This is a genomic window from Mesorhizobium sp. M7A.F.Ca.MR.148.00.0.0, assembly GCF_003997735.1.
Taxonomy (GTDB): Bacteria; Pseudomonadota; Alphaproteobacteria; order Rhizobiales; family Rhizobiaceae; genus Mesorhizobium.
The window spans coordinates 17781-37093 of the sequence record NZ_RZTB01000056.1 but is presented as its reverse complement, the minus strand read 5'-3'; the positions used below and the strand labels follow the sequence as shown (position 1 = coordinate 37093).

At 63.0% G+C, this 19313-nt stretch carries 14 protein-coding genes; 8 read left to right on the top strand and 6 right to left on the bottom strand.

The annotated features are described in order from the left end of the window. Window positions 1-322: 322 nt before the first annotated feature. Window positions 323-595 (bottom strand): usg protein, encoded by a 273-nt coding sequence (locus EOB49_RS20200; RefSeq protein ID WP_013529022.1) that lies wholly within the window; start codon window positions 593-595, stop codon window positions 323-325. 302 nt (window positions 596-897) lie between these two features. On the opposite strand from EOB49_RS20200, the gene acs reads away from it, so the two are divergent. Together acs and EOB49_RS20190 are read left to right on the top strand one after the other, a co-directional pair. After that, the gene (gene acs / locus EOB49_RS20195; protein WP_127382032.1) at window positions 898-2853 is read left to right on the top strand and encodes an acetate--CoA ligase; all 1956 of its coding nucleotides are present in this window, start codon (window positions 898-900) and stop codon (window positions 2851-2853) included. Then, the gene (locus EOB49_RS20190) at window positions 2853-3596 is read left to right on the top strand and encodes an MOSC domain-containing protein (protein WP_127382031.1); all 744 of its coding nucleotides are present in this window, start codon (window positions 2853-2855) and stop codon (window positions 3594-3596) included. Before acs ends, EOB49_RS20190 begins: the two co-directional genes overlap by 1 nt. Window position 3597: 1 nt before the next feature. Here EOB49_RS20190 and EOB49_RS20185 read toward each other — a convergent pair whose 3' ends face one another. The 3 genes from EOB49_RS20185 to EOB49_RS20175 all read right to left on the bottom strand — a co-directional run bounded on the left by EOB49_RS20185 (window position 3598) and on the right by EOB49_RS20175 (window position 7820). Continuing rightward, entirely contained in the window at window positions 3598-4866 is a 1269-nt protein-coding gene (locus EOB49_RS20185) for a cyclopropane-fatty-acyl-phospholipid synthase family protein (protein WP_127382030.1), read from the bottom strand. Between the two features lie 383 nt (window positions 4867-5249). Next, window positions 5250-6611: a pilus assembly protein gene (locus tag EOB49_RS20180; RefSeq protein ID WP_127382029.1), complete on the bottom strand. Its 1362-nt coding sequence runs from the start codon at window positions 6609-6611 to the stop codon at window positions 5250-5252. A gap of 339 nt (window positions 6612-6950) precedes the next feature. Further along, entirely contained in the window at window positions 6951-7820 is an 870-nt protein-coding gene (locus EOB49_RS20175) for a transglutaminase family protein (protein ID WP_127382028.1), read from the bottom strand. A 171-nt stretch (window positions 7821-7991) separates the two neighbouring features. Between EOB49_RS20175 and EOB49_RS20170 the strand changes: the two genes are divergently transcribed. Then, window positions 7992-8657 (top strand): HAD-IA family hydrolase, encoded by a 666-nt coding sequence (locus EOB49_RS20170; protein WP_127382027.1) that lies wholly within the window; start codon window positions 7992-7994, stop codon window positions 8655-8657. A 7-nt stretch (window positions 8658-8664) separates the two neighbouring features. Here the strand turns inward: EOB49_RS20170 and EOB49_RS20165 are convergent, their stop codons facing one another. Further along, window positions 8665-8886, bottom strand: coding sequence for a DUF1674 domain-containing protein (locus tag EOB49_RS20165; protein ID WP_127382026.1), 222 nt, complete (start codon window positions 8884-8886; stop codon window positions 8665-8667). Between the two features lie 119 nt (window positions 8887-9005). Between EOB49_RS20165 and htpX the strand changes: the two genes are divergently transcribed. The 4 genes from htpX (at window position 9006) to purH (ending at window position 15188) form a co-directional block, all read left to right on the top strand. After that, on the top strand, window positions 9006-10022 hold the full coding sequence (htpX, locus tag EOB49_RS20160) for a zinc metalloprotease HtpX (RefSeq protein WP_127382025.1): 1017 nt from the start codon (window positions 9006-9008) through the stop codon (window positions 10020-10022). After that, window positions 9980-11407, top strand: coding sequence for an RsmB/NOP family class I SAM-dependent RNA methyltransferase (locus EOB49_RS20155; RefSeq protein WP_127382024.1), 1428 nt, complete (start codon window positions 9980-9982; stop codon window positions 11405-11407). The genes htpX and EOB49_RS20155 overlap by 43 nt, the downstream gene beginning before the upstream one ends. A 148-nt stretch (window positions 11408-11555) precedes the next feature. Next, the gene (locus EOB49_RS20150) at window positions 11556-13280 is read left to right on the top strand and encodes a heparinase II/III family protein (RefSeq protein WP_127382023.1); all 1725 of its coding nucleotides are present in this window, start codon (window positions 11556-11558) and stop codon (window positions 13278-13280) included. A 291-nt stretch (window positions 13281-13571) separates the two neighbouring features. Then, on the top strand, window positions 13572-15188 hold the full coding sequence (gene purH / locus EOB49_RS20145) for a bifunctional phosphoribosylaminoimidazolecarboxamide formyltransferase/IMP cyclohydrolase (protein WP_127382022.1): 1617 nt from the start codon (window positions 13572-13574) through the stop codon (window positions 15186-15188). Between the two features lie 169 nt (window positions 15189-15357). On the opposite strand, the gene EOB49_RS20140 is transcribed toward purH, so the two are convergent. After that, complete coding sequence (locus EOB49_RS20140; protein WP_127382021.1) at window positions 15358-16734, bottom strand: MFS transporter; 1377 nt, start codon at window positions 16732-16734, stop codon at window positions 15358-15360. A gap of 351 nt (window positions 16735-17085) precedes the next feature. Between EOB49_RS20140 and EOB49_RS20135 the strand changes: the two genes are divergently transcribed. Then, the gene (locus EOB49_RS20135; RefSeq protein ID WP_127382020.1) at window positions 17086-19230 is read left to right on the top strand and encodes a TonB-dependent siderophore receptor; all 2145 of its coding nucleotides are present in this window, start codon (window positions 17086-17088) and stop codon (window positions 19228-19230) included. The last annotated feature ends 83 nt before the right edge of the window (window positions 19231-19313 follow it).

Here is a 19313-nt window from a genome sequence, read left to right as displayed (position 1 = left end):
GCGAAGTCACCGCGCCCTACCCGTACTTCCCGTATCGGCGGCAGGAAGGCTTTGCTCGACTGAGCCCGCCGGCGGTGTGAGCGCATCGGGTCGTCATGGCGCAAGGTTCGCGGGCCAGCGCCCCCCTCTGGCCTGCCGGCCATCTCCCCCTCAAGGGGGGAGATCGGATGTCGCGGCGACTTTCGCCAATCTCAGGCGTAACAAGGGGCGGCGTTGTCGGCGGAGCTGCCAATCTCCCCACTTGAGGGGGAGATGTCCGGCAGGACAGAGGGGGGCGTCGTAGAACGCCGACCTCAAGAAGCCGTTGCTGCGAAACTCGCCCCTAATGCAGCACGAACTCACCATCCACCTTGCGCCATTCATTCGGCGCGATCAGCTTCTGGTGGGTGTAGCTGATCGAATGCAGCGGCCCGTCCAGCTTGGCCTTCCAGAATTCGATGAACTTGATCAGCACCGGAAACTTCGGCGCCAGATCGTAGTCCTGCCAGATGAAGCTCTGCAGCAGATGCGGGTGATCGGGAAAGTGATAAAGAATCTTGGCCGTGGTCAAGCCATAGCCTTTGAGCATCAGGTCCATTTCGGCATGGTCGCGCATTACGGTCCCCAGGTTGATTCGCCTGTCCTCCCATGGCTGATTGTGCGCGCCGCTGATTAATCGTCTATTGATTTTTTCTTCATCTGAACCGGCTTTAGCATGCGAAAACATGCAGTTAGCAGCGCACTTGGCCGAGTGCTGACAGCCTCGGGAAAGCCCCCTGCGGCATCCAGCCGCGCGAATCCAACGTCTAATGTTGCCGTAACGGCGGAACTGGTAATAATGCCGCCGAATTCGCGGCCCTGTCGCCGCGATCCCGCCGGCATTTCAAGCCGGCGATTGGTTCGGGAGGAAAGTCAGGAATGTCCGAGGTTCATGTCCATCGCGTCCAGCCGGCGTGGAAGAAAAACGCGCTGATCGACAATGACACCTACCTGAAATGGTATGCCGACAGCGTCAAGAACCCGGACAAATTCTGGGGCAAGCACGGCAAGCGCATCGACTGGTTCAAGCCCTTCAGCAAGGTCAAGAACACCTCTTTCGACGGCAAGGTCTCGATCAAATGGTTCGAGGACGGACTGACCAACGTTTCCTACAACTGCATCGACCGGCACCTGAAGAAGCGCGGCAACCAGACCGCCATCATCTGGGAAGGCGACAATCCCTACGATGACAAGAAGGTCACCTATAACGAGCTCTACGAGCATGTCTGCCGGCTCGCCAATGTGATGAAGAAACACGGCGTCAAGAAAGGCGACCGCATCACCATCTACATGCCGATGATCCCGGAAGCCGCCTATGCGATGCTGGCCTGCACGCGTATCGGCGCCGTCCATTCGATCGTCTTCGGCGGTTTCTCGCCGGATGCGCTGGCCGGCCGCATCGACGACTGCAAGTCGACCTTCGTCATCACGGCTGATGAAGGCCTGCGCGGCGGCAAGCCGATCCCTTTGAAGGAAAATACCGACAAGGCGATCGAGATCGCCGCGAAAGCCGGGACGAAAGTCGAAAAGGTGGTGGTCGTGCGCCGCACCGGCGGCAAGACCGGCTGGGTTTCAGGCCGCGACGTCTGGTACCACGACGAGATCGCGACGGTGAAAGCCGAATGCAAGCCCGAGAAGATGAAGGCCGAGGACCCGCTGTTCATTCTCTACACGTCGGGTTCGACCGGCAAGCCGAAGGGCGTGCTGCACACCACCGCCGGCTATCTCGTCTACGTCTCGATGACCCACCAATATGTCTTCGATTACCATGACGGCGACATCTACTGGTGCACCGCCGATGTCGGCTGGGTCACCGGCCACAGCTACATCGTCTACGGCCCGCTCGCCAACGGCGCCACCACGCTGATGTTCGAAGGCGTGCCGAATTATCCGTCGCAGTCGCGCTTCTGGGAAGTCATCGACAAGCACAAGGTCAACATCTTCTACACCGCGCCGACGGCGCTGCGCGCGCTGATGGGCGCCGGCGACGCGCATGTCGCCAAGACATCGCGCAAGTCGCTGCGCGTACTGGGTTCGGTCGGCGAGCCGATCAATCCGGAAGCCTGGGAGTGGTATTTCAACATCGTCGGCAACGGCAAGGTGCCGATCGTCGACACCTGGTGGCAGACCGAGACCGGCGGCATCCTGATCACGCCGCTGCCCGGCGCCACCGACCTCAAGGCGGGATCGGCGACGCGGCCTTTCTTCGGCGTCAAGCCGCAGCTGGTCGACGGCGAGGGCAAGGTGCTGGAAGGGGCGGCCGACGGCAATCTGTGCATCGCCGATTCCTGGCCGGGCCAGATGCGCACCGTCTATGGCGACCACGACCGCTTCGTGCAGACCTATTTTTCGACCTACAAGGGCAAGTACTTCACCGGTGACGGCTGCCGCCGCGACGCCGACGGCTATTACTGGATCACCGGCCGCGTCGACGACGTCATCAACGTCTCCGGCCATCGCATGGGCACGGCCGAGGTTGAATCCGCACTGGTCAGCCACGACAAGGTTTCGGAAGCCGCCGTCGTCGGCTATCCGCACGACATCAAGGGCCAGGGCATCTACTGCTACGTCACGCTGATGGCCGGCGAGCAGCCGAGCGAGGAGCTGCGCAAGGAGCTGGTCGCCCATGTCCGCAAGGAAATCGGGGCCATCGCTTCGCCTGACAAGCTCCAGTTCGCGCCCGGCCTGCCGAAGACGCGTTCCGGCAAGATCATGCGCCGCATCCTGCGCAAGATTGCCGAGGACGATTTTTCAGCGCTCGGCGATACTTCGACGCTCGCCGATCCGGCCGTCGTCGATGATTTGGTCGCCAACCGGCAAAACAAGAAGAGCTGATGCAGGGAGCGCTTGGCACTGTCAGTGAGCTTTGGCGCTATCCGGCGAGTTCGCTTGCCGGCGAGCGCCGGGAGACAATCTCGGTCGACATCGAGAGCATTAAGGGCGACCGCATGTTCGGCCTTGTCGACGCGTCCGACAATGAGATCGCGCGACCGGACCGCGATCCGAAATGGCACAAGGTGCCGCGCATCCGCACCCGGCTGTCGCCGACCCTGGAACTCGAGATTGCCGTTCCCGAGGGCAACTGGCTGGCTGCGCCAAGTATCGAGAGCGACCGCGCGGTGTCGGCCTATCTCGGCTTCGAGGCCTCGATCCGGCCGTTTCGCCGCGAGAATGCCGCGCCTGGCTATTCCGGCCCGCTGACCGCGGAGCGCTACCGCAAGGCGCCGATCCACCTGTTGACCACCGCCTCGCTGGCACGCCTGAAGGCGTTGCATCCAGAGGGCGCCACCGACCCACGCCGCTTCCGCCCCAACATCGTCGTCGACATGGCGGCACTCGAAGGGTCGTTTCCGGAGACGGAATGGATCGGCCGCAAGCTGGCGATCGGCGACTTGGAGTTGACCATCTCCGAACCCTGCCGCCGCTGCGGTTTCACCATCATCGCCCAGGATGGCTTCGACCATGATCCGGCGATCCTGCGCAACCTGGTCCGCCATAACGCCCATAATCTCGGCGTCTATTGCACGGTCGACCGGCCGGCGCGCGTCGAAACCGGCGACGCGATGCGCTTCCTGTAAGCTATCGATACAGATCCGCCCGCGTCGGCGGCAGGCCGCTTGGACCACGCGCGCGCTTGGTCACGACGGTCTGGAAAATCTGCGCCGAGGCGCGTTCGAAGGTGATCGAACAGCCCGTCAGGTAAAGCAACCATAGCCGTGCCTTGGCTTCGCCCACCTCGGCGATTGCCTCGTCGAACCTTTCGTGCAGCCGCTCCGCCCACAGTCTGCAGGTGCGGGCATAGTGCTCGCGCAGGTTCTCGACATCGTAGACGAGAAAACCATGCGCCTCGAGATTGCCTGTTGTCATGCCGATCGTGTCGAGTTCGCCGCCGGGGAAGATGTATTTGAGCAGCGCCTTGTACTCCGGCCCCTTGCGCAGGGTCTTCTTCATGTCGCCCTTGCTGCGCCGGGTGATGGCGTGGTGCAGATAGATGCCGCCCGGCTTCAGCAGGCGATGAATGGTCTTGAAATAGGTGGCGTGGTTGGCGAGCCCGAGATGTTCGAACATGCCGATCGACGAGATCTTGTCGAACGAGCCGGTGAGTTCGGCATAGGATTTGATCTCGATGGTGATGCGGTCCTCCAGCCCTTCGGCGCGGATGCGTTCGCGGGCAAGATCGGTCTGCGCCTGCGACAGCGAGACACCGTGGCCGACAACACCATAGTTCTTCGCGGCATGGATGAGCATCGCTCCCCAGCCACAGCCGATGTCGAGCAGTCGTTCGCCAGGCTTCAGCCGGAGCTTGCGACAGATATGGTCGAGCTTGTCGATCTGCGCCTGGTCGATGCTGTTCGCGAAATCCTTGAAGTAGCCGCAGCTGTAGACCATGCGCTCGTCGAGGAAGAGCCGGTAGAAGGCGTTCGAAATGTCGTAGTGATGCTGGATCGCTTCCTGGCTCGAACCGCTGACATAGGGATTGCGCCCCGACAGATCGGTCCGCGCCGTCATCTGCTTGCGTGCCAACAGCACGGAAGGCAGGTCGCGCAGGATCGCCATTTTCGGCAGCGATTTGAGCTTGGTTCTGAGCTTGCCTTGCGACGGCAGGGCATAAAAGTCGAAAATCGTCCCGTCTTCGATGTTGATCGTCTTGGAAATCCACATCTCGATCAGCGTCGACAGGGACGGCCGCTTCACGATCTGCCAGACGATGTCCTGGTCATTGATGGTGAGCACGGGCCCCGTGGCGGGGCCGATCCGCTCCCCGGTCCACAGTCTGACGGCAAATTCCGGTTTCAGCGTCTCGACAACCGTCCGCACGATCCGCGCCGCTCTCTCGGCTGCCTCCATGCATCCCTCCAGAGGGGCCGACCCGGATTGCCGGCTCGGCTCTATACCGTGATCTTGCCTGCCCGGCCGACAGCCCGCAACCCAGTGTCGTGCCAAAAGCACCTTCCCGACTTTTTCAAACCTGCGCCTTGTCTTTTGCTGCAACGCACCCCATCATGAGTATGTGTTCAACAAATCGAAAGGAGGTGATCCGATGTCGAGTGATTTCGTTTTCCAGAACGTGGCCTCAGCGGATTGCACTTTCGGGAAGCAGTCTTCCCGTTAAGGCGCGAAATGCGCGGCGGGTGACCCGATAGGTCGCCGCCAAGGCCGCGCCACGGACGGAAACACGGAAGGCCGCCGGCTTCGAAAGAAGCGGCGGCCTTTTCCGTTTGGGTCGATCCCTACTTCGTCAGGGCTAGGGTTTCGATGTTGCGGGCGATCGTCTGAAAGGCCGCATCCAATTCGATACCGCTGGCAGCTTGGTAGAAGTGCTTGACCGAACCGGTATCGGGGCTGGCACAGGTCTGCAGTGTCGTGGCTGCGTTGGCCTCGTCGAGTTTGAAACCGATCGTGAATATCTCTATGCCTTTATCGCGCATGGCGGCGCAGAGTTTCGTCGCCGCCGTGCGGGTCGTTTCCTTGCCCGCATCATTATAAACCCCGTCGACGTTGCTCGCATCGAAATAGGACAGGTTGAACTCGCCGTCCGTCATGAGGATCGCATACTTGCCAACTTTCTTCGGATCGGCCTTGGCTGGTCGCTGCGAAGCATTGAGCACGCTGCCCCAGCTTTCCGAGAGCATGTACCAGGTCCATTGGACGCCGATATGCCCGGCTGTGCCGCCCGAAGCGACAAGATCCTTGATGACATTCTTGAGCGTGGCGGCGTCGGCCGTCAAAGGCACGAGCGCTGCGACCGGGCAAGCGGCGGTGCCTGTGTTCGCGGCAAAGCCCGACAACAGATAGTCGCGATTGACCATGCTGGAATCAGGACCCGCGTCGGAATATTGATCGGCGCCCTTACGTTCGGTTGCGCAATTGTCCAGACGCGGCGATGCCGAAGCAGGCCGAGCGCTTGTGTTACCAGGCGCCTGCTTGCGCTGGCTGGCATTGATTTCGACGTAAACGCTGCTGGCCGCAAGCTGACCGGCGTTGACCGAATTGGCATAGGGCACGATTGAAACGCGGACCCGCGGCTTGCTCGGATCCTGGCCGCCCAGGAAGCTGTCCACCGCATTGGCCGCGGCGGTCCTCAGGTCCTTGATTTTCTGGCCGGCCATGGATCCGGTCACATCCAGCATCATCGCGACTTCGATGGTCTTGTCCGAATAAAGCGATGTCGTCATAGCAGCGACCCGTCTCGTATCGCTCATGCCAAAAATCGGGAAGAACAAGGCAACATCGACATGGGCATCCACTTGGACCGTCTTGGCGGTCTTGTCCACGATCAAGCGATCAAGGACGACCTGGCCAGCTTGTAGAATTCCGGCGGTATCGTTGGCGTCGAAAAAGGCCTGCACCGATTTGTCGGCATCGGCTTCCTTGATGGCGCCGGTCGTCAGGTCGCGTGCCGTCGACGTGACCGCGGCGTCGACCACGCTCTGGAGGCTCGATTTGGCATTGTAGAGCTGCGATACGTTGACCGAGAAGCCCGCTGCCAGCGCCAAGACCGAGGCGCTAAGGCCGAACAGGACCGCGAAATTTCCACCGCGATCCCTGGCGAAGCCGCCGACCGCGTGAACAAGACCCCCGTAATTCCGCATCCTACAGCCTCCACTCGCCTCGGCCTCGTCGCCGCGGAAAGGGCAATGCAGGATTCCCGCCGGATGACGCCTTGGCTTGGCGGAGAGCTCGCCTTCCAACAGCAAGTGTTGTTTTCGTTGAGTTTTGGAGCCCACAAAGGTGAACGGTTGGTAAACGGGAACGCGCCGTGGCGCTGGCGTTTACGAGCCGCTTACCATGATCTGGCCCGAGGCATCGCGACGCCGTCGACGGCGTCCTGTTGCGGCACAAGCTCACTGTGCCGAAGCGGACCATGTGTCCCGAAAGTTGCGCCTGGAAAGAACCTCGCTGCCACCCTGTCGCATCGGCAGGCGTCGCGACTACGCCAGCATCTGTGCGCTGACGGTCCTGTCGATGCCGTGGTAGGGCGGGTTGAACAGATTGCCTTCCTGTTCGTAGGTCCACACCTTGAACAGGCTGAGCCGGTGGGGGCCGAAACTGTGCAGCAGCGGCACGTCGGTGGCGTCGCGGCCGCGGGCGATGACGATACGGCCGATTCTGGGCGTGTTGTGGCGAGGATCGAACGTGTACCATTTGCCGTCGAGGAACACTTCCAGCCACGCCGAGAAGTCCATCGGCGCCGGATCGGCTGGCACGCCGATATCGCCGAGATAGCCGTTCACGTAGCGTGCCGGAATATTCATGCAGCGGCAAAGCGTGATCGCCAGATGGGCGAAGTCACGGCAGACCCCGACGCGCTCCTCATGCGCCTGAGCCGCGGTGCGGGTCGAGCGCGCATAGCCATAGCCGAACGACAGCCGGTTGTGGACATAGTCGACGATCGCCTGCACGCGCGCCCAGCCGGACGGGATGTCACCGAAGAGCTGCCAGGCCAGGCTGCTCAGATGATCCGTCTCGCAATAGCGGCTGCCCAGGAGATAACCGAGAACTTCGTCCGGCAGGTCCGCCACCGGCACTTCCCTGGCCAGTGTGTTTACCTCGTCCGTCTCGCCGCTGTCCTCTACGACCGCGTCGTACAGGATGCGAAAACCACCGGCGGGTGCTGTGAAGCGCCGGCAGGCATTGCCATGCAGATCGTGGTACAGCCTTGTCGGCACCGCGGGCGAGGTCAGCACCCGCGTCTGCCGCTTGATGTCGGCCTGCCTGTCCCGATGGATCTCGAGCACTGAAATCACCGGCGTGGCGGCTACGCATTCGATGGCGATTTCGTAGCCGAGCCGGATCAGCACCGTTGGTCCCCCTTCGATCGTTGTTGTGAGAAGCAGTCCTTCCCAAACGCCCGGAGGATATCGTGGTTCCCTGGGCCGATCGAAAAGCACACCCCCATGTCTTCCCCTGCCGCAGTCGAGACGTTAGGTTCGGCCACCCGACCAAGCGCCTCCCCGGACTCAAGGAAAATCATGCATTCAGGCAGAAAATTCGCGGCCTTCCTCTTCGACATGGACGGCACGCTCATCAATTCCATCGCCTCGGCGGAACGGGTGTGGAGCGATTGGGCACGCCGCCAAGGGCTCGACGTCGCCGCCTTCCTGCCGACGATCCATGGCGTGCGCGCGATCGAGACCATCACCAACCTGGCACTGCCGGGCGTCGACCCGGCATACGAGGCTGATCTGCTGCTGAAGGCCGAGGCGGCCGATCTCGATGGCATTATCCAGATCTCAGGCGCCGTGGCATTTCTCGATTCGCTGCCGCCCGAACGCTGGGCAATCGTCACCTCCGCCCCACGTGAGCTGGCGCTGTTGCGCATGAAGGCCGCCGGCATCCCCGTCCCGGCCATCATCGTCGCGGCGGAAGATGTCTCCCGCGGCAAGCCGGCGCCCGATTGCTTCCGGCTTGGCGCGGAACGGCTCGGCTTCGACGCGCGCGATTGCCTCGTCTTCGAGGATGCTCCAGCTGGCATCGCGGCAGCCGAAGCGGCGGGCGCGGCGGTCATGGTCATCAGCGCCACGCACAAGCACCCCTTGCCAACGCAACATGCCGCGATCGCAGGCTACGACATGGTCGGCATCACCGTCGACGAGCGTGGCTGGATCGCGCTCGAGCCGCAGCGCAACGCCGCCTAGGCGGCATCTAGAAATCGCTGGTGAGGCCCTTTACCTCCCAGTCGCCGTAGCGCCCTGGCTCCTTGCCGCCGCGGCCGCCGATCTCCTTCGGCAGCGCGGCCTCCTTTTCGCGGTAGTCTTCCCGCCGCGCTGCGGCCTCGGCCAACGCACGGCGTGCGGCCGGCGTTAGCTCTCTCTGCGATGCCGCTTCGGCAGAAGCGGCGCCTGTTTTACTGATTTCGTCGGTCATGCGATAATCTCGGCAGATTGAGCCCGGTCAATTGAAACAGGAACTGGCGTTTCCCATCATATAGCCATGAACGCACGACGATCGACCCCTTTTCGGTGCCATTTCGACAGGAGCAGACGATGAACACCATCCGCACCGCCATGCTTCTTGCCGCGATGACCGCGCTGTTCATGGGCGTCGGCTTTTTGATCGGCGGAACCGGCGGCATGATGATCGCCTTCCTGTTCGCGGCCGGCACCAATCTGTTCAGCTACTGGAATGCCGACAAGATGGTGCTGTCGATGAACCGTGCCGTCGAGGTCGACGAAAGGAACGCGCCCGAATATTACGCCATCGTCCAGGCAATGGCCAAACAGGCCGGCCTGCCGATGCCGAAGACCTATCTGATCGACAACCCGCAGCCGAACGCCTTTGCCACCGGCCGCAACCCGCAGAACGCGGCGGTTGCTGCCTCCACCGGCCTGTTGCAGGCGCTGACGCCTGAAGAGGTCGCAGCCGTCATGGCGCACGAGCTCGCCCATGTGCAGCACCGCGACACGCTCACCATGACGATCGTCGCCACCTTTGCCGGTGCCATCTCGATGCTCGGCAATTTCGCCTTCTTTTTCAGTGGCAATCGCGACAACAATCCGTTCGGCTTTGTCGGCGTGCTGGCGGCGATGATCGTAGCGCCCTTTGCCGCGATGGTCGTGCAGATGGCGGTCAGCCGGACCCGCGAATACGAGGCCGACCGGCGTGGCGCTGAAATCTGTGGACACCCGCTCTGGCTGGCATCGGCGCTTGACAAGATCGCCCGCGGCGCCGAACGCATCCGCAACCCCGATGCCGAGCGCAATCCCGCGACCGCGCATCTCTTCATCATCAATCCCCTTCACGGCGAGCGCATGGACAGCCTGTTCTCCACCCCCCCCGCCACTGAGAACCGCATCGCAGCCTTGCAGGCGATGGCGCAGCAGATGCAAGGCGAAACCCAGGCCGCCCCGCGCCAGGCGTCGACGCCACGGCAGGCAGATCAACCGCGGCCATCCGGCCCGTGGGGCGAGGCAGCGCAGCCCGAGCAGCCGGCGGAGCCCGCCAAGCCCAAATCCAACCCATGGGGTCGCAATCCGACCGGGCCCAAGGGCCGGTGGTCGTGAGCGTGGCGGACAGAGGACCTCGACGCACGGTTTCAGGCGATCAGGAACACAGGGACGGCGGGGACTTCGTTGCCGGCCTCGCCGCACGCAAGGCGGCGGCGCGCCTGCTTGCCGCCGTCATCGATGCCAGGACCCCGCTTGATGGGCTGACCGATCACGAAAACGGCCACCCGCAGTACAAGGCGCTCGACATGCGCGATCGCGGCCTTGTCCGCGCCATCCTGGTCACCGCGCTGCGCTACCGCATGACCATATCAGGGCTGCTGGCGCGGCGCCTGGAAAAGCCGCTGCCGCCCAACGCCACCGCTTTGTCGCACATATTGCATGTGGCGGCGGCCCAGATCCTGTTCCTCGATATTCCCGACAGCGCCGCCGTCGACATTGCGGTGACCCATGCCAAATCCGATCCGCGCACGGTGCGCTTCTCCGGCCTCGTCAATGGTGTGCTGCGCACACTGGCACGTGCCAAGGAAACAGAATTGCCTGCTGCCCTTGCCGCCACCGACGAAGCGCCAAAGTGGTTTTCCGATCGGCTGAAGACCACCTACGGCAACGAGAAGGCCGGACAGATCCTCGAAGCGCATCGCGTTGAGGCGCCGGTCGACTTCTCGGTCAAGGCCGATCCCGGTCTTTGGGCCGAAAAACTCGGCGGCATCGTCCTGCCGACCGGCACGGTGCGGGTCGAGAATCTTGTCGGTCCTGTCACTGAATTGCCTGGCTTTGCCGAGGGCGCCTGGTGGGTCCAGGACGCCGCGGCCAGCCTGCCCGCCCGGCTGTTCGGCGATGTCACGGGATTGCGGGTTGCCGATCTCTGCGCCGCGCCCGGCGGCAAGACCGCCCAGTTGATCGTTGCCGGTGCGAAGGTCACCGCCGTCGACACCTCGAAGAACCGGCTCGTGCGGCTGACGCAGAATCTCGACCGCCTCGGCCTGTCCGCCGAAATCGTTCAGGCCGACCTGCTCAAATACGAGCCGGAAGAACTGTTCGATGCGATTCTCCTCGACGCACCCTGCTCGTCGACCGGCACGGTGCGGCGGCACCCCGACGTGCCATGGACCAAGACTTCGGCCGATGTCGAAAAACTGGCCGACCTGCAACGCAGGCTGCTCGCCCGCGCCGTCACGCTGGTGAAGCCCGGCGGCAGGATCGTCTTTTCCAACTGTTCGCTCGATCCGCTCGAAGGCGAGGATCTCTATCGCGCCTTTCTGGCCGGCACGCCTGAAGTCACCAACGATCCGTTGCGGCAAGGCGAGATCGCCGGCATCGATCCATTCCTGACGCCGCAAGGCACGCTGCGCACCACGCCCGCCGACCTGGAGCTCGGCGTGCCGGAGCGCTCGGGCCTCGACGGCTTCTTCGCCGCTCGCATGCGGCGAGCCGGCTAGGGATTGAACTGCCCGGATTTACTGACTTTTTTGGGTAGGACCGGGGGCAAAACCAGGTGAACCGGCGTGGGGTCGTGGAATTCGCCTTCGCACGAATCGTGCAATCATGTAGACTCGACGCCGGGGTAAAGGACGATCAGGAGGGGTTTTGGCACTTGCTGCCAGCAGCACGACGCGTCTGTGGACGCTTGTCGCGAAGGAGTTCTGGCGCAAAACGCGCCGGCGCCTGCGCGCCGGGCCTGTCTATCGCTGGCGCTATTCCGGCCGCACGCCGGAACGTGTGCTGATCGCACCGCCGGACCTGCGCCTCGCCGACCCGCAGATCGCACTCGAGATCTATTACGGCCGCTATCCCCTGTCGGGGCATCTCGTCGAGACCGGCGGCAAGTCGCCTTTCCAGATCAGCGTGCCCAATCACGGCTGGCAGAAGACGCTGCACGGCTTTCGCTGGCTGCGCCATATGCGCGCCGCCGGCACCGAGCTTGCCGCCGCCAATGCCCGCGCCCTGGTCTCCGATTGGATCACCATGCATGGCAGCCATATTTCCGGCATCGCCTGGGAGCCCGGCACGACGGCCAAGCGCATCATCGCCTGGTTGCAGCACTCCTCGGTCGTATTGCAGGGCGCCGAGTTCCCTTTCTACCGCGCCTTCCTGAAATCGGTAGCCATCCAGATCCGCTACCTCAGGTCGATGGCGCGCGAAATGCCCGACGGCAAGGACAGGCTGCGGGCCCGCATCGCGCTCGCCTTCGCTGCCTTGTCCCTGCCGGCGCCGGCATCGGCCCTGCGTGGCGCGACCCGCAATCTTGCCGAGGAACTCGACCGCCAGATCCTCGCCGATGGCGGGCATATTTCGCGCAATCCAATGGTTGTCCTGGAAATCCTCGCCGACCTTCTGCCGCTGCGCCAGACCTATGCCAACCAGGCGGAAACGCCGCCGCAGGCGCTGATCGGCGCCATCGACCGCATGCTGCCGGCGCTGCGCTTCTTTCGCCATCAGGATGGCAGCCTCGCCCGCTTCAACGGCATGGGCGCCACCATCCACGACCGCATCGCCACCATTCTGCGCCACGACGACACCGCCGGCGCGCCGCTGCTGCATGCGCCGCATTCCGGCTATGAGCGCCTGTCGATGGGCGGCACCACGGTCATCGCCGACACCGGCCCGCCGCCGCCGGTCGATGTGTCCAACGCCGCACACGCCAGCTGCCTTGCCTTCGAACTGTCGTCCGGCCGCCAGCACTACATCGTCAATGCCGGCATCGACACCTATGGCGCGGCTGAATTCCGGCCGCTGGCGCGCGCCACCGCCGCGCACTCGACCGCCACCATCAACGACACCTCGTCGGCGCGCTTCAGCCATTCGCTGCGTGTCAACGACCTGCTCGGTTCGCCGCTGATCGGCGGCCCGCAGCACGTGCAGTGCAAGCGCACCGACCAGAAGGGCATTCAGGGCTTCATCGCCCGCCATGACGGCTATGTCCCGCGCTTCGGCTTCCTGCATGAGCGCGAGCTGAAACTGTCGGCGAACGGCAATGTGCTGGCTGGTCGCGACCGCTTCCAGCGGCCCGGCAATGCAGCGATCCGCAACAATGGCCGCGACTTCGTCACCGTCCGCTTCCATGTCCACCCCGACATCAACCTTTTGCAGGACGAGCATGATCGCCTGGTGCTGGCCGCCGATCAGGCCGACACCTGGGTGTTCACAGCAGCCGAAGTGGTGCCGGAAGTCGAGGAATCGATCTATTTCGCCGGTCTTGGCGGCCCGCGCCGCAGCCGCCAGATCGTGCTTGCCTTCAAAGCCTCGGAAATCGCCGAAGTCCACTGGCAGCTGACGCGCACCAGCATCGCCGGTCATCCGGAAAACAACTGATCCTCCTGGCAGGGCTAACGCAGGTTAACAAAAGGCCTGACGACAACCAGTTCGGCGGCATCGGCAGCTTGCGTCGGCAGCGATAGGAATTTTTTCTTGACTCGGTGACCTCAGCTATGGTACAAATTCGCCCATGGTGCTGATTTGCGCCAGTGACCCGCCACACAGGCGGGTTTTTCGTTTTAATACGGACTCGTTGCCTTGCCCCACCTGACCGCCGGTTTGATTTCCGGACGGCATGTGCTACGGGCGCGGGCATCCATCACACCAGTCGTGAAAGGCTGCCAGCCCATGGCCGTCGCCGCCAAGAACATTCCCGCACCAGACCTTGTTCCCGTGCGTCGCGCCCTGCTCTCCGTTTTCGACAAGACCGGCCTCATCGATTTCGCCAAAGCGCTGGCAGCCGCAGGCGTAGAGCTGGTCTCGACCGGCGGCACGGCAAAGGCGATCGCTGACGCGGGCCTTCCGGTGCGCGACGTCTCCGAGCTCACCGGTTTCCCCGAGATCATGGACGGCCGCGTCAAGACCTTGCATCCTGGGGTGCATGGCGCGCTGCTTGGCGTGCGCGACGATCCGGAGCATTCCGCGGCAATGCGCAAATACGGCATCGAGCCGATCGATCTCGTCGTCTCCAATCTCTATCCGTTCGAGGAGGTCCGCCGCTCCGGCGCCGACTACGCGTCGATCGTCGAAAACATCGACATTGGCGGCCCGGCGATGATCCGCGCCTCGGCCAAGAACCACGCCTATGTCGCCATCGTCACCGATCCCGGCGACTATGCCTCGGTGCTGAACGCGCTGGAGATGAACATCGGCTCGCTGTCGCTGGATTTCCGCAAGAAGCTGGCCGCCAAGGCCTTTGCCCGCACCGCCAGCTATGACGCGGCGATCTCCGGCTGGTTCGCCGAGGCGCTCGAGATCGAACATCCGACATGGCGCGCCTTTGGCGGCAGGTTGGTCGAGGTGATGCGCTATGGCGAGAACCCGCATCAGAGCGCTGGCTTCTACGTCAACGGCGACAAGCGCCCAGGCGTCGCCACGGCGCGCCAGCTGCAGGGCAAGCAGCTATCCTACAACAACATCAACGACACCGACGCCGCCTTCGAACTGGTCGGCGAGTTCGACCCCGACCTTTCCGCCGCCGTCGCCATCATCAAGCACGCCAATCCGTGCGGCGTTGCCGAAGGCGCCTCGCTGAAAGCCGCCTACGCCAAGGCGCTGGCTTGCGACCCGGTCTCGGCCTTCGGCGGCATCATCGCCGTCAACCGCACTCTCGACGCCGAGGCGGCGGAAGAGATCGTAAAAACCTTCACCGAGGTGATCATCGCGCCCGGCGCCACCGATGAGGCAGCGGCGATCGTGGCGGCGAAGAAGAACTTGCGCCTGCTGGTCACCGGTGGGCTGCCGGACCCGCGCATGCCGGGCACGACGGTCAAATCCGTCGCCGGCGGCCTGCTCGTCCAGGGCCGGGACAACGCCGTCGTCGACGACCTCGAACTGAAAGTGGTGACCACGCGGGCGCCGACGCCAGCCGAAATGGCCGACCTGAAATTCGCCTTCCGCATCGCCAAGCACGTCAAATCCAACGCCATCGTCTACGTCAGGGACGGCGCCACCGTCGGCATCGGCGCCGGCCAGATGAGCCGGGTCGATTCCTCACGCATCGCCGCCCGCAAGGCACTCGACGCCGCCGAGGCCGCGGGCCTTGCCGAACCGCTGACCAAGGGCTCGGTCGTCGCCTCCGACGCCTTCTTCCCCTTCGCCGATGGCTTGCTGTCGGCAATCGCCGCCGGCGCCACCGCCGTCATCCAGCCGGGCGGTTCGATGAACGACAAGGACGTGATCGCCGCTGCCGACGAGCACGGCATCGCCATGGTGTTTACGGGGATCAGGCATTTCCGCCATTGACGCACTTCTTCCTTCTCCCTTGCGGGAGAAGGTGGATCGGCGCGTAGCGCCGAGACGGTTGAGGGGTGTTCCAGCGAAGTGAGACGTTGGTGTTCCCTGGAACACCCCTCATCCGACCTCGCTTCGCGAGGCCACCTTCTCCCACAAGGGGGGAAGGAAAGAGGCGCTCCTAACCCACCGGCCGGTCCGCCGGATAGGGCGTCTTGACCAGGATCGCCATGCCGATGCCCAGGAACAGCACGATCACCGCCATACCGAGCCGCGCCGAGCCGCTGGCCAGGGTGACCGACGCGACCATGAACGGCGCCAGGAAACTGGTCGCCCGCCCGGCCAACGCATAAATGCCGAAATAGCGGCCGGATTCTGCCGCCGTGACGCTGCGCGCCATATAGGATCGCGATGACGCCTGCACCGGCCCGAAAGCCACCCCGATCAACAGGCCAAAGAAGATGTAGGCTTTTTCCGCTGCCGTGCCGAACAGGCCGCCGCTGTCCGGCCCAGGCATCATCCAGAGGCCGAACAACGTGTAGCCCGGTCCGGTCGAGACGATGCCGATCGTGGCGATGCTGAGCAGGACCAGCGAGATCATGACGATGGTTTTTGAGCCAAGCGCCGTGTCGAGACGGGCTGCGACTAGGCAGCCGAAGATGGCGACGACGTTGAGAATGATGCCGAAAATACCGATCTCGGTGATCGACCAGTGGAACATCGCAGCGGCGAAAGTGCCACCCAACGCCAGCAGCGCGTTGACGCCGTCCTGATAGATCATGCGGGCGACCAGGAAGCGGAAGATACCGCTGCGCTTACGCACCTCGCCCAATGTCACTTTCAGCTCCGCCAGCCCCTCTCGCACAGCCGGACCGATCGGCAGGCCCTTGATGGCGTCGGGCGTGAAAAAGAACATCGGCAGGATGAACAGGAAGTACCAGCCGGCTGACAAAGGCCCGGTTGCGCGCGCATCCTCGCCGAGCTTCGGGTCGAGTCCGAAGAGCGGGTCGATGCCGATGATCGTCTTGCCGGTCTCCGGCGAACCGGCCAGGCAGGCGACGACGAAGACCAGCACGATCATGCCGCCGAGATAGCCAAGCCCCCAGGCCATGTTGGAAATCCGGCCGATCTCGCTCTTCGGCACCAGGCGCGGCATCATCGAATCGTTGAACACGGTCGAAAACTCCGCCGCCACCGACGCCAGCGAAAAGAACAGCACGACCAGGAAAAGGTTCGAACCGGGGGCCGCGAACCAAAGCATGCAAAGGCAGGTGACCTTGACCGCGGCAAAGAATGCGATCCACGGCTTGCGCGGTCCGGTCTGGTCGGCGATCGAGCCGAGGATCGGCGACAGCACTGCAATGACAAGGCCGGCCGCAGCAATGCCGTAGCCCCAGGCCGCCTGGCCGGTTTCCGGGTCGCTCGCCATCCGCGACACGAAGTAAGGCCCGAAGATAAAGGTGGTGACGACGGTGAAGAACGGCTGCGCCGCCCAGTCGAACAGCATCCATCCCCAGATGCCGCGCCCGGACGCACGCTGCACTGTCTCTACCGTCATCATGATCCCCCGGGCACCGTTCCGTATCGGGCGCCATGTCTGCATGTTTCATGCGCTCATGCAATGAACGAAGCTTGGTGCCGTCTCCTACCCCTGCCGCGCGTTCACTGTTCGAAAGCCAAGCAATTGGCTTTCGTCCGCGACGCGGACCAAGCCCTTATTTTTTCTCGCGAGGGAAGTCGGACCGAAGGTCTGGCGCCGCCCTCCACCCCCTGCTTCGCGGCGATTGCCCCCGGCGTGGATTTCCTGATATTAAGTTGACTCTTTTTGTCCAGTTTGACTAATTGCGCTCGCGCAGGGCCGGAAAGTCGCCGGCCGAACGGCTCGATATGGTCTGACAGGGAATAAGAGATGACGATTGATCGACAGGCATTGTTGCGCACTCAGGCAAGGCGATTGTTTGCGAGCAGTGCCTTGATAGCGGCATCTTTTGGAGCGGTGGGGGCCGGCCGGGCCCAGGAGGTTTCGCCGGACGATGCAACTCAACTGGAAACCATCGTCGTCACCGGCAAGTGGGACCGCGTTGTCGGGCCCGATCAAACGATCGTCGCCAAGGATGCGGCGACCGCCACCAAGACCGACACGCCGATCGTCGACGTTCCCGCCTCGGTTTCAGTGGTAACCCAGAAGGAACTGGAGGCGCGCCATGTCGAAAGCCTGCAGCAGGCCGTGGCCTATACATCCAGCGTCCTCACCGACGAGTTCGGCAACGATGACCGATACGACTATATTCGCATCCGCGGTTTTGACCAGACATCGCTCGGTACCTATCGCGATGGTCTCACGGCGCGCATCCCCGCCTGGTTCACGGCCAGCCGTCTCGAACCTTACGGACTTCAGCGCGTGGAGGTCCTGAAGGGATCGACATCGACGCTTTTTGGTCTCAACGGTCCTGGCGGACTGGTCAATGCCATCACCAAGCGGCCGCTGGACCAGAAGCAGGGGGAGATTTACACGTCCTATGGCGACGGTACCAAGGAGGTTGGCGTTGATTTTGGCGGGCCGATCGACCCCGATGGCGTGTGGACCTATCGGCTCACAGGGCTGGCCAAGGATGGCGATCAAGGATGGGATTATTCCAACGACGATCGGCTTTACATCGCGCCCGCGTTGACCATCAAGCCCGAGGAAGGAACGTCGCTCACCATCCTGACTGACTATTACAAGCGAGATGGCACAGGCGCACGCGGCACCCCGGCTGGCGGCAATATCGACATCGGCACATTCCTGGGCGAGCCGGATTTCAACCGCTTCAACACGGAGCAGGTCGATATCGGCTACCAGTTCGAGCACGAGTTCAACGAGAACCTCACCTTGCGCTCCAATGCCCGCTACACGCATTTGAGCCTCGACTACGCCGAGGTCTACGGCGCGTCGCTTGACCCCACGGCGGACCGCACGGCATTTTCCGTCGATGGCCTGTCCAACCGCTATGCCTTCGACAATCAGTTGCAATACGATACGGGCTGGGGCGGGATCGACAGCAAGACGCTTGTCGGCGTCGACTACGCCAACGACAACACCCGTGAAAACATTCTCTTCGGCACCGCCGGTCCCATCGACATCGACAATCCGACCTATTGCGGTCTGTCCTGCATCAATTTCGGCCCCTACGTGAACTGGCGGGTCAAGCAACAGGCAGTCGGTGTCTATGCCCAGGAGCAATTGACGTTTGACGACCGCTGGATCATCACCCTGGGCGGGCGCTGGGACCGCGTGCATACGACGGCGGACTATCTCGACTCGGGAACGCAGGATGACGACACGGCATCCGCCTTCACCAAGCGTGCCGGCCTGACCTACAAATTCACTCCGAACCTCGCGGTCTACGCCAACTATTCGGAAAGCTTCCAGCCGCTCGTGGCGCCAAGCGCCAACGGATATGCGGTCTCGGGTTCGCTGAAGCCTCAAGAGGGCAGGCAGTATGAGGCAGGCATCAAGTACAAGCCCGACGGCTTCGACGGCCTGTTCACGGCCGCGGTCTTCGATCTTACCCAAACCAATGTTCCGACCTATGTCACGCCTGTTGTCCAGCAGCAGATCGGCAAGGTTGGCGTCCGCGGCATCGAACTCGAGGGCAAGGCCGCCATTGCGGAAAACCTGAACCTGACACTTGCCTATTCCTACTGGGATGCCGAGATCCTGGAAGACGGTATTGGAGGAAATGCCGGCAATCGGCCGCAGCGTGTCCCTCGCCACCTGGCTTCGGCCTGGGTTGATTATACGCTACCCGAGGAGGGACGGCGTGGCGATCTGACCATCGGCGGAGGCGTGCGCTATATCGGACAAACCTACGGGGATGACGCGAACACGACTTCGATTGGCGGCTACGCGCTGGTGGATGCGGCGATCAGCTACAAGATGACCAAGGACGTGACGTTGGCCCTGAACGCAACGAACCTGTTCGACCGGAAGTATTTGACAACCAGCTATTACGGAACCGAATTTTACGGCGACCGGCTGAAGATCGTCGGCACGCTCAAACATTCCTGGTGAGCTTGTAGAACGCTGGTTTCGAAGCGGATGGCATTCGAAAAGAGCCACACGCATCCGGTGATGCGTGTGGTGATCATCGGCGG

What these genes read in the sequence shown, in the direction of transcription:
- EOB49_RS20200 (WP_013529022.1), bottom strand. Translation starts at nt 595, where the DNA reads ATGCGCGACCATGCCGAAATGGACCTGATGCTCAAAGGCTATGGCTTG.
- acs (WP_127382032.1), top strand. Translation starts at nt 898, where the DNA reads ATGTCCGAGGTTCATGTCCATCGCGTCCAGCCGGCGTGGAAGAAAAAC.
- EOB49_RS20190 (WP_127382031.1), top strand. Translation starts at nt 2,853, where the DNA reads ATGCAGGGAGCGCTTGGCACTGTCAGTGAGCTTTGGCGCTATCCGGCG.
- EOB49_RS20185 (WP_127382030.1), bottom strand. Translation starts at nt 4,866, where the DNA reads ATGGAGGCAGCCGAGAGAGCGGCGCGGATCGTGCGGACGGTTGTCGAG.
- EOB49_RS20180 (WP_127382029.1), bottom strand. Translation starts at nt 6,611, where the DNA reads ATGCGGAATTACGGGGGTCTTGTTCACGCGGTCGGCGGCTTCGCCAGG.
- EOB49_RS20170 (WP_127382027.1), top strand. Translation starts at nt 7,992, where the DNA reads ATGCATTCAGGCAGAAAATTCGCGGCCTTCCTCTTCGACATGGACGGC.
- EOB49_RS20165 (WP_127382026.1), bottom strand. Translation starts at nt 8,886, where the DNA reads ATGACCGACGAAATCAGTAAAACAGGCGCCGCTTCTGCCGAAGCGGCA.
- htpX (WP_127382025.1), top strand. Translation starts at nt 9,006, where the DNA reads ATGAACACCATCCGCACCGCCATGCTTCTTGCCGCGATGACCGCGCTG.
- EOB49_RS20155 (WP_127382024.1), top strand. Translation starts at nt 9,980, where the DNA reads ATGGGGTCGCAATCCGACCGGGCCCAAGGGCCGGTGGTCGTGAGCGTG.
- purH (WP_127382022.1), top strand. Translation starts at nt 13,572, where the DNA reads ATGGCCGTCGCCGCCAAGAACATTCCCGCACCAGACCTTGTTCCCGTG.
- EOB49_RS20140 (WP_127382021.1), bottom strand. Translation starts at nt 16,734, where the DNA reads ATGACGGTAGAGACAGTGCAGCGTGCGTCCGGGCGCGGCATCTGGGGA.
- EOB49_RS20135 (WP_127382020.1), top strand. Translation starts at nt 17,086, where the DNA reads ATGACGATTGATCGACAGGCATTGTTGCGCACTCAGGCAAGGCGATTG.